General features: G+C 73.1%; 4 protein-coding genes. 1 reads left to right on the top strand and 3 read right to left on the bottom strand.

The window, feature by feature from the left end; all coding sequences use genetic code 11:
* Positions 1–143: 143 nt before the first annotated feature.
* Positions 144–1,004: an alpha/beta fold hydrolase gene (locus ABT053_RS43065; protein ID WP_350977944.1), complete on the bottom strand. Its 861-nt coding sequence runs from the start codon at positions 1,002–1,004 to the stop codon at positions 144–146.
* 45 nt (positions 1,005–1,049) lie between these two features.
* Entirely contained in the window at positions 1,050–3,782 is a 2,733-nt protein-coding gene (locus ABT053_RS43060) for a helix-turn-helix transcriptional regulator (RefSeq protein WP_350977942.1), read from the bottom strand.
* Positions 3,783–4,318: 536 nt separating this feature from the next.
* On the opposite strand from ABT053_RS43060, the gene ABT053_RS43055 reads away from it, so the two are divergent.
* On the top strand, positions 4,319–8,050 hold the full coding sequence (locus ABT053_RS43055) for a family 78 glycoside hydrolase catalytic domain (protein ID WP_350977939.1): 3,732 nt from the start codon (positions 4,319–4,321) through the stop codon (positions 8,048–8,050).
* Positions 8,051–8,384: 334 nt separating this feature from the next.
* Here the strand turns inward: ABT053_RS43055 and ABT053_RS43050 are convergent, their stop codons facing one another.
* Entirely contained in the window at positions 8,385–9,851 is a 1,467-nt protein-coding gene (locus ABT053_RS43050; protein ID WP_350977937.1) for a pectate lyase family protein, read from the bottom strand.
* Positions 9,852–10,011: the final 160 nt, after the last annotated feature.

Genomic DNA, 10,011 nt, shown 5'->3' with positions numbered 1-10,011 from the left:
GCCTGTCGGGCGCTTCGGTTCGTGAGCGCATCCGGCCTGTCGGGCGCTTCGGTTCGTGAGCGCATCCGGCCTGTCGGGCGCTTCGGTTCGTGAGCGCATCCGGCCTGTCGGGCGCTTCGGTTCGTGAGCGTCCCTTCGGCGGGTCAGGCGCGGATGAATTCGAGAAGGTCGGCGTGCAGGCGGTCGCGGTCGGTGTCGGGCAGGGCGTGCCCGCTGCCCTCGTAGACCTTCAAGACGGCACCGTCGATGAGTTCCGCCGACCGTTTCCCCCCGACCTCGAACGGTACGATCTGGTCGTCGTCACCATGGACGACCAGGGCGGGAACGTCGATCTTCGCCAGGTCCGGCCGGAAGTCGGTGGCCGAGAAGGCCGCGATGCACTCGTACGCCGCCCGGTGCCCGCACGCCATGCTCTGCAGCCAGAACGCGTCCCGGAACCCCTGCGCCACGTCGCCTCGGCGGTTGTGGCCGAAGAACGGGCCGTCGGCCAGGTCCCGGTAGAGCTGGGACCGGTTGGCGGCCTCGCCGGTGCGGATCGCGTCGAAGACCTCCATCGGCAGCCCTTCCGGGTTGTCGCCGGTGCGCGCCATCAGCGGCGGTACGGCGGAGACGAGGACCACCTTGGCGACGCGGGCGCTGCCGTGCCGGCCGAGGTAGCGCACGACCTCTCCGCCGCCGGTCGAGTGCCCCACCAGGGTGAGGTCGCGCAGGTCGAGGTGTTCGATCAGGCACGCCAGATCGTCGGCGTAGGTGTCCATCTCGTTGCCGTGCCAGGTCTGCGACGAGCGGCCGTGGCCGCGCCTGTCGTGGGCGACGGCGCGATGCCCGTGACCGGCGAGGAAGAGAGCGGCCGCCTCCCACGCGTCGGAGTTGAGCGGCCAGCCGTGGCTGAGCAGGACCGGGGATCCTTCGAGCCCCCAGTCCTTGTAGAAGATCTGGGCTCCGTCGTCGGTGGTGACGTAGGGCACTGCGGCCTCCCTGGGCTCGATGGATGGATCGAGCATGCCGCCGGTGCCGCCTCCCGCAGACCACGTGATTCGCGTAGTCGCTCAGCCGTCGTCGGCTTTGAGCCTGTCCGCGAGCTGGCGTCGTGAGGACAGGCCGAGCTTCTGGAACACCTTGCGCAGGTGGTAGTCGACCGTGTTCACGCTGATGAAGAGGTTGGCGGCTATCTCGGGATTGGTGTGTCCGGTCGCGGCCAGCTGGGCGATGGCCAGTTCCCGGGAGGTCAGGTCGGGCGTACCGGAGTCACCGGGGCCGGCCGGTTTGGCCCCGGCGGCCTCCAGCTCGGCATGGGCCCGGGGGAGGAACATCCGCGCGGCGCTGTGCTCGAAGTGCCCGATCGCGGCCTGCAGCTGCTCGCTCGCCTCGCGGCGGCGGCGCGTCCGCCGCAGCCACTCGCCGTACAGCAGGTGGGCGCGGGCCAGGTCGATCTTCGCGCACGTGGGGCCGAGCGCCTCGATCGCGGCCAGGAAGTGCGGTTCGGCCGCCGTGTCCTGGCTGGTCAACGCCCGCGCGCGGTGGGCCACGCCACGACACCACGACGACCCGCCGGCCGCGGCGAGCTCGTCGAGCAGATCGGCGAACGGCCGCGCCTCGCGCGGGTGGCCGCTGCGCACGGCGGCCTCGACGAAATCGGCGTACTGGGTGGGCGTCACGTGCAGGAACGGATGCTCGACCAGCGGCCTGAGGCGGTCGTAGGCGTCGCGGTAGCCGCCCTCCGCGAGGTCGCGAAGGCCGAGGGCGGCGGTCGCGCCGGCACCGACACCGCCGAAGCCGACGGAGTTGGCGCCGTCCGCGACGGCCAGGACGACATGGCGCGGTGTCCCCGTCCACGCCATCAGCGCGGCGTTGATCACGTTCTCTGCCTCGTAGCCCATCGCCAGCCGTACCTCGCGGACCTGTGCCATGGCCTCCTCGGCCCGTCCCACGGTCCCGCCGGTCAGCTCGGCCAGCGAGGTGGCCCACATCAGGGTGTCGAGCACCTGCAGCGCCCCGGCCTCACGCGCGGCGGCGGCGGCCCGCGCGAGCCCCGCCCGGCGGCCGGAGTCGTCCCACAGGTAGGTCCCCAGCGCCGCGATCGCCGTGCCCAGGTACATCATCTCGTGGTCCGGCAGTTCCATGATCGTGTCGAAGGCCGCGCGGGCCAGGGGAACCCCCTGCGCGTAGGGCCGCAGCACGAGCGCGCCGAGACCGGCGAGGATCGTCGCGACCGGCCCGCTCTCCAGCCCCGACGCGGTCTCCAGCCGGCGGCCCAGCTCCTGCCAGGAGATACCCGGCGTGAGACGTTCGGAGGTCAGGAAGAACTCGAAGGCCTTCAGCAGCGCCCGCTGCTCACGCTCGGGGTCGATGCCGTGGAACTCGTCGGCGGCACGGACGAGTTCGGCCGTCGCGGGCAGCAGCACGGCCGGATCGACCGTGAACATGGCGAGCGCGCAACGCACGACGATCATGCGGCCCCGGTCCACGCGGCCGGTGGAGCTCGTGTCGACCCGCTCCAGCAGCTCGTGGGCGACCCGGGCGGCGCCCACGACGAGCGCGGCCTCCGCCGCCCCGACCAGCCGCGAGTCCTTGACGGGGCCGGGCGGGCTCAGCTCCGCGGCCCGGGTCAGGATGCTCGCCCGGGAGGCGAAGCCGCCACGGCGGGCGGCGAGGTCGGCCGCGTGCTCCAGCCGGTCGGCCACCTGGGCGTCGGTGCCGAGCGTGGCCTTGGCCGAGTGCCACGCCTCCAGCTCGACCATGCCCAGCCGGTCCGCGGCCGTGGCCAGGGCGCGGTGCGCCTGCCTGCGGTCGGCTCCCGAGGCGGCGTTGTAGATGGCCGAGCGCACCAGCGGGTGCCGGAACCGGATCGTCTCCTGCAGCTCCACCAGCTCGGCACGCTCGGCCCGGTCGACGACGTCCCCGTCGAGGTCCGTCGTGCGCGCCGCGGCGGTGACGAGGTCGAGGTTGCCCGAGGTGTCCGCGGCGGCCAGCAGGACCCATCGCTGGACCTCGGCGTCGGACTGCCGCACTCGCCGTACGTAGTGCGCCTCCAGGCGGCGGCCCACCGGGATCGGGTCGGCACCGAGGCCGAGACCGCCGAGCTCCTGCGCCGACAGGTCCTCGGCCAGGTCGATGAGCGCCAGCGGGTTCCCGCCGGTGGCGCGGGCGATCGCGGCGGCGGCGGCCGGGTCGATCGGCGCGTTGAGCGACCGGCGCAACAGGGCGGTGGCGGGCTCCTGGCCGAGCCCGGCGAGCACCAGCTCCGGGACGCCGCCCATCCGCGCGGTGACGCCCTGCTCGTCCCTGGCGGCGAACAGCAGCGCGATCGGCTCGACGGCCAGCCGCCGGGCCACGAACGCCATGACGTCCAGGCTCTCCTGGTCGAGCAGGTGCGCGTCGTCCACGGCGCACACCACGGGCGTCGCGGCGGCGGCCGCGGCGAGCAGGGCGAGTACGCCCATGCCCACCAGGAAGCGATCGGGCGGCGGGCCCTCGACCAGGCCCGAGGCGACATGGATGGCCTGCCGCTGACGCTCGGACAGGACCGGCAGGTGGCCGCCGAGCGGGATGATGAGCCGCTGGACGGCGGCGAACGGGAGCGTCATCTCCGACTCGACCCCGTCCAGCCGCAGCAGCGACATTCCGGCCGGGGCGGCGTCCCCCAGCAGCGCCGTCTTGCCGATTCCCGGCTCGCCGGTGATCAGCAGCGATCCGCCGCGGCTGTTGCGCGCGTGGCCGAGCAGCAGCTGCAATTGTCGCCGCTCCTCGTCGCGGCCCAGCAACGCCCCCGTTTCGATCACGAGATGAGGATAAATCACGCAGAAGGGTGATTGCAGGGCGGAACACTACGGACTTCGCGTGGTCTGGCGCGAAGGCCGTCAGCCGACAATGTGCGGCCGGTGCTGGGCAGCGTACCTCTACGGTGTCGGGCGCCGTGCCTCCGCGATACCGGCCAGCGTGTCTCCGCGGTGCCGTTCCTGTGCCTCCGCGGTGCCGAGCAGTGTGCCTCCACGGCGCTATGCCTGTGCCTCCGCGATACCGGGCAGCGTGTCTCCGTGGTGCCGGGCCCGTGTCTCCGCGGTGCCGGGCGACGCGCCTTCCGTGCCCGGAGGCCGGTGCCCCCCGATCGCGGGCCTGTTTCGGCTTGTCCTAACTCCCTATTAAAACGTAACAACAAAAAGGGTCGTACCTGCGTGGTGGTTCTGTCGGAAATGTCGTGTTAATCAGCTATTGACGGGCTGGAAACGCTGATCTACTGTCCAGTCAGCTTTAAATCGATTTACTCCGTCTTGGTTCGCCCTGCCTTTTCGCCCCCCACGGATCGCAAGGAGACGGCATGCCATTCCCCTCCCTCCACCCCGGCCGGTTACGAACAGCCCTGTGGACACTGGCCCTCTGCGCGCTGGTGGCGGGGCTGCTGCCCGCCGTCACCGCCCCGGCGAACGCCGCCGCCCCGGTCGGGCTCGCCGGGGCCAGCTGGATCTGGTCCCCCGGCGGGGACGCGCGGCAGTCCGTCCCCGCGGGCACCCGCTACCTGCGGCGTACGTTCACCGTCCCGGCGGGTGCCGTCACCGAGGCGCAGCTCGTCGCGACCGGGGACGACACCCTCGACGTCTGGCTCAACGGGATCCCGCTGGCGACCTCGCCCCGGGCCGAGCACTCCTGGCGGCGGTCGCTCTACGTCGACCTCGCCGCGGCCGTCCGTTCCGGTGCCAACATCCTCGCCGTGGCGGCCCGCAACACCGCGGCCGGAGCGGCCGGGGTGATCGGCAGGCTGCGGGTCGTCACCGCGGGCGGCACGGTGGAGCTGGTCACCGACGGCGCGTGGAAGGCCGCCGAGACGGTCGTCCCCGGCTGGACCGAGCCCGGGTTCGCCGACTCCTCCTGGCCCGCCGCCGCGGTCTCCGGGACGTACGGCATCACCCCCTGGAACAGCGACGTCGTCGCCCCCGACCTCGCCGCCGCCTCGCCGCTCACGGTCACCGCGCCCGTCACCGAGCGCCGCGCCGCCCCGATCGGCGTCGACACCGCCAGGCCCCGGTTCGGCTGGCAGCTCACCTCCGGCGCCCCCGGGCAGGTCCAGGCGGCGTACCAGATCATCGTCGCCTCGACGGAGGCCCGCGCGCAGGCCGGTACCGGCGACGTGTGGGACAGCGGGCGCGTCGTGTCGGGCAAGTCGGTGGACGCGGTCTACGGGGGCGGCGCGCTGGCCTCCCAGACCCGCTACCACTGGCGGGTACGGGTCTGGGACACCCAGGGCCGCGCCGCCGGATGGGGCCCGGCGCACTGGTTCGAGACCGGCCTGCTCGCCCCGGCGACGGAGTGGCGGGCGGCCTTCGTCGGCGCGCCCGGCACGGCTCCCGGCCTGTCCGGCGCGAGCTGGATCTGGTACCCGGAGGGCGACCCGGCGGCGAGCGCGCCGCAGGCCACCCGGTTCCTGCGCCGCCAGTTCACGCTGCCCCCGGGGGCGATCACCCGCGCCAGGCTCACCGTCACCGGCGACGACACCGCCGACGTGTGGGTCAACGGCGTCCAGGTCAGCACGTCACCCCGCGCCACCGACTCCTGGAAGTCCGCCGCGGTCGTCGACGTCGCCTCCCGGCTCCAGGCCGGGACCAACACGCTGGCCCTCTCCACCCAGAACACCACCGTCTCCCCGGCGGGGGCGATCGCCGCGCTGGAGGTCGTCGTCGGCGGCGCCACCACGCGGATCGTCACCGACGCGGCGTGGAAGGCCTCGCAGAGCGGCCCGTCCGGCTGGGAGCAGCCGGGATTCTCCGACGCCTCCTGGCCCGCGGCCCGCGTCGTCGCGGCCTACGGCTCCGGCCCGTGGGCCTCGAACGTCTCGGCAGCCGAGGCGGCACCGTACGTCAGGAAGGGGTTCTCGCTCGGCAAGCCGGTGGCCGAGGCGCGGCTGCTGGTCACCGCGCTGGGCCTGCACGAGACCCGGATCAACGGCACGCGGGTCGGCCAGGAGGTCCTCGCGCCCGGCTGGACCGACTACAACAAGCGCGTGACCTACCGCGCCTTCGACGTGACCTCGCTGGTCCGCCAGGGTGACAACGCCGTCGGCGCGCAGCTCGGCCGGGGCTGGTACGCCGGATCGCTCGGCTTCGCCGGAAGCCAGAGGTACGGCACCCAGCCCTGGTACTCGGCGCAGCTGCGGGTCCGCTTCACCGACGGCACCGAGACCACCGTGCTGACCGACTCCTCGTGGCGCACCGCGCCGGGGCCGATCACCGCCGACGACCTCTACCACGGCGAGGAGTACGACGCCCGCGCCGCCCGCACCGGCTGGGACACCTCCGGGTTCGACGACTCCGGCTGGAGCGCGGTGCGGGTGCGCGGGGAGGCGAAGCCCACCCTGGTGTCGGCCGTCGACCCGGGCGTGGTCGTGCAGCAGGACATCGCCGCGCAGTCGGTGACCCAGCCGAGGCCCGGCGTGTGGGTGGTCGACCTGGGGCAGAACTTCACCGGCTGGAACCGGTTGCGGGTACGCGGCCCGGCGGGCACCACGGTGACCATGCGGCACGCCGAGGTGCTCAACGCCGACGGCACGATCTACACCGCCAACCTGCGTGCCGCCCGGCAGACCGACAGGTTCACCCTCGCTGGCACCGGCGCGGACGAGGTGTACGAGCCGAGGTTCACCGTGCACGGCTACCGGTACGTGGAGCTGACCGGCTTCCCCGGCACGCCGACCACCGCGAGCCTCACCGGCCGGGCCGCCTGGACCGGCGGCGCGCCGACCGGCACCTTCGACTCCTCCAGCGCGCTCGTCGACCGGCTCCAGCACAACATCCTGTGGGGCGCCCGCTCCAACATGCTGTCGGTGCCCACCGACTGCCCGCAGCGCGACGAGCGGCTCGGCTGGACCGGGGACATCGCGATCTTCGCGCAGACCTCGACGTTCAACTTCGACGTCCACGGCCTGCTGGACAAGTTCTCCGATGACCTGACCGACGCGCAGCGCGCGGACGGCGCCTTCACCGACGTGGTCCCCGACGTCTGCTGCGGCGCGGGCAAGGCGGGCTGGGCGGACGCGGGCGTCATCGTGCCGTACACGCTGTGGCAGCGGTACGGGGACCTGCGCGTCGTCGACGAGCACTACGCGGGGATGAAGCGCTGGGTCGACTACTCGCGCTCCACCTCGGGCGCCGACCTGATCCGCAACCAGGACACCTACGGCGACTGGCTGAACGTCAACGACAACACGGCGAACGACCTGATCTCCACCGCCTACTTCGGCCACAGCGCCCGGCTGCTGTCGCGGATGGCCGCGGCCACCGGGCGGACCGCCGACGCCGCCTCCTACGGCACCCTGGCCGACCAGGTGGCCCAGGCGTTCACCGCCAGGTTCGTCGCCGCCGACGGCACCGTGTCGGGCAACACCCAGACGGGGTACGTGCTGGCGCTGTCGTTCGGGATGGTGCCGCAGAACCGGGCCCAGGCGGTCGCGGACAAGCTCGCCGCGAAGGTGGCCTCGCGGGACGGCCACCTCAGCGTGGGCTTCCTGGGCGTGGAGAACCTGCTGCCCGTGCTGGCCGACCACGGCCATCTCGGCACCGCGTACCAGATCCTGCTGCAGCCCGGCTATCCCGGCTGGGGATACATGAACAGCCGGGGAGCCACCACCATCTGGGAGCGCTGGGACGGCATCCGCACCGACGGCTCCTTCCAGGATCCGGGGATGAACTCCTTCAACCACTACGGTCTCGGCTCGGTGGGCGACTGGCTGTACCGGACGGTCGGCGGCCTCGGCCCGGACGCCCGCGACCCCGGCTACCGCCGGATCACGATCGCGCCGCGCCCCGGCGGCGGGCTCACCTCGGGCAAGTCCGACCTGCGGACGCCGTACGGCAGGGCGCTCAGCGACTGGTCGATCGGCGGCGGGACGCTGACGCTGCGGGTGGAGATCCCGGCGAACGCCACCGCCACCGTCCGGGTCCCCTCGGCCTCGGCCGCGGCGGTCACCGGCCCGCCGGAGGCGGTGCCCATGGGGTACGAGGGCGGCGCGGCCGTCTTCCGCCTCGGCGCCGGCTCGTACACCTTCACAGCGCCCGCCTGACGCGGGCTCGTACACCGTGACGCGGGCTCGTACACCGTGAGGCGGGCTCGTACACCCTCACGGGGCGGGAACGTCCGGGGTCCCGGGGGAGCCGGGGCCTGACACGGGCGGACCCGGGTGGCTCGTTGTTCACGAGCCGCCCGGGTCCGCCGGGTCCCGCGGTGTCCCCGGAGGTATCCGGGGGCCCTCGGATGTCCCCGGGTGTCTCGGGTGTCCCTCGACGTCCCCCGGGATCCGCCGGATCTCCGGGGGCCACCGGTGTCCGTTCGCATCCGCCGGGTTCGTCAGGGGATCCGGACGCCACCGCGGGCCGTCCGGGGGCGTGCGGCGGTCCTCAGCGGATCTCGCCCACGCCCGCGTGCCGGGAGACCGAGCGGTCCACCGTCCGGGCCGGCTCGATCGCGGTGTGCAGGACGGGGGTCCAGCCCGCGTCCGTGCCGAGGTCGGGGTCGTAGGCGGCGTTGTGCACGGCGACGAGGTCGACCGGGGTGACCCTGCCGCCGACGCGGAGCACGTTCTCCCTGGCGGTGAGGGTGGTGCCGCCCCAGTTGTAGAGGAGGTCCGCCGGGGCGACCGCCCGGCCCAGCCGGAAGAAGTTGCTCTCCGCGAAGATCTGCGACTGCACGCCCACGCCGAGGGCGTACTGGAAGGCCGAGGCGTCGGGGATCTCGTAGTAGTTGTTGTAGACGTGCACCTGGCCGAAGCGCACGCGCGGGAGCCGCTGGAGCACGTCGTCGAAGTGGTTGTGGTGGACGGTGACCTTCAGCTTGCCCGTGTCGTTCGCCGGGTTGTTGGTCGAGCCGATCAGCATCGTCTTGTCGTGGCCGGAGAACCGGTTCCAGGAGGCCGTGACGAAGTTGGCGGCGTTGGTGATGTCGAGCTGCCCGTCGTGCACCTGGTAGGGCCTGCCGAAGTAGCGCGGCTGCTCCGAGTCCGGGTTGTCGCCGTCGGTGAAGGTGTTGTGGTCCACCCACACGTGCGTCGAGCCGGTCACCGAGATGTTGTCGTAGAGGGAGTTCCAGTTGCCCTCGGCGCCGTCGGTCGGGTCCCACTTCGGGAAGCAGTCGGCGGTGTCCTCGAAGAGGACGTTGCGGATGATGACGTTGTCGGCCTTGTCGACGTGCAGGTTGACGCCCCGGACGCGCGCGTTCTCGCCGAGGCCGACGACGGTGGTGTTCGAGCCGACCTTGAACTTGATGTTGGCGGTCTGCCTGGCGGCCGAGGCGACCCGCGCGTCCTCCAGCGGGCCCGAGGGCACGGTCGCCCTGCCCCACACCGCCGGGTCGTACGCGGCGAGGTAGGCCTCCAGCGTGTAGCCGCCGGTCGCGTAGTCGGCGCAGGTCCTGTCGGTGTCGATCGTCCCCTTCACATAGATGATCTTCGGTGAGGGGGCGGCGAGCGCGGTGGCCAGCTCGGTGCGGGTGGAGACGGTGTGCACGTTCGACGCGGGCGCGGCGGCGCCGCCGGTGGTGCCGGTGCCCTCGGCGGCCCAGCCGTCGTTCGCGGGCAGGGTCTGGCGCCCCAGGTCGGGCCTCCGGCCGGAGGCCCCCGAAGAGGTGACGGCTCCCGAAGAGGCGACGGCCCCCGAAGAGGTGACAGCTCCCGAAGAGATGGCCCCCGAAGAGGCGGCGCTCTCCGAAGGGGCGACGGTCTCAGAAGGGGCGACGGCCCCCGAAGAGGTGACGGTTTCCGAAGAAGCCGCGGCCCCCGGGATGTCGGCCCTCAGGGCGGTGGCGGAGGCGGGCGGGGCGGCGAGGATCGCCAGGGGGAGCAGGCTGGTGAGCGCGACGGCTCGTTTCACGGGAATTCCTCCGCGGGTCAGGTGGGAGGGAGGCTCCGTACGGCCCCCGAGAGCCTTCCGGATGGTGGAGGCGGGGCGCGCCCAGCAGGGCGGTGGGCGGGCCCCCCCCCCTAAGGGCCCCGCCCCCCCCCCGCCCCCCCGCCCAACCCCCCCCGCCCCG

This window comes from Streptosporangium sp. NPDC002524, assembly GCF_040295985.1.
In the GTDB taxonomy this organism is placed as follows: domain Bacteria; phylum Actinomycetota; class Actinomycetes; order Streptosporangiales; family Streptosporangiaceae; genus Streptosporangium.
This window is presented reverse-complemented; position numbering and strand designations above follow the sequence as displayed.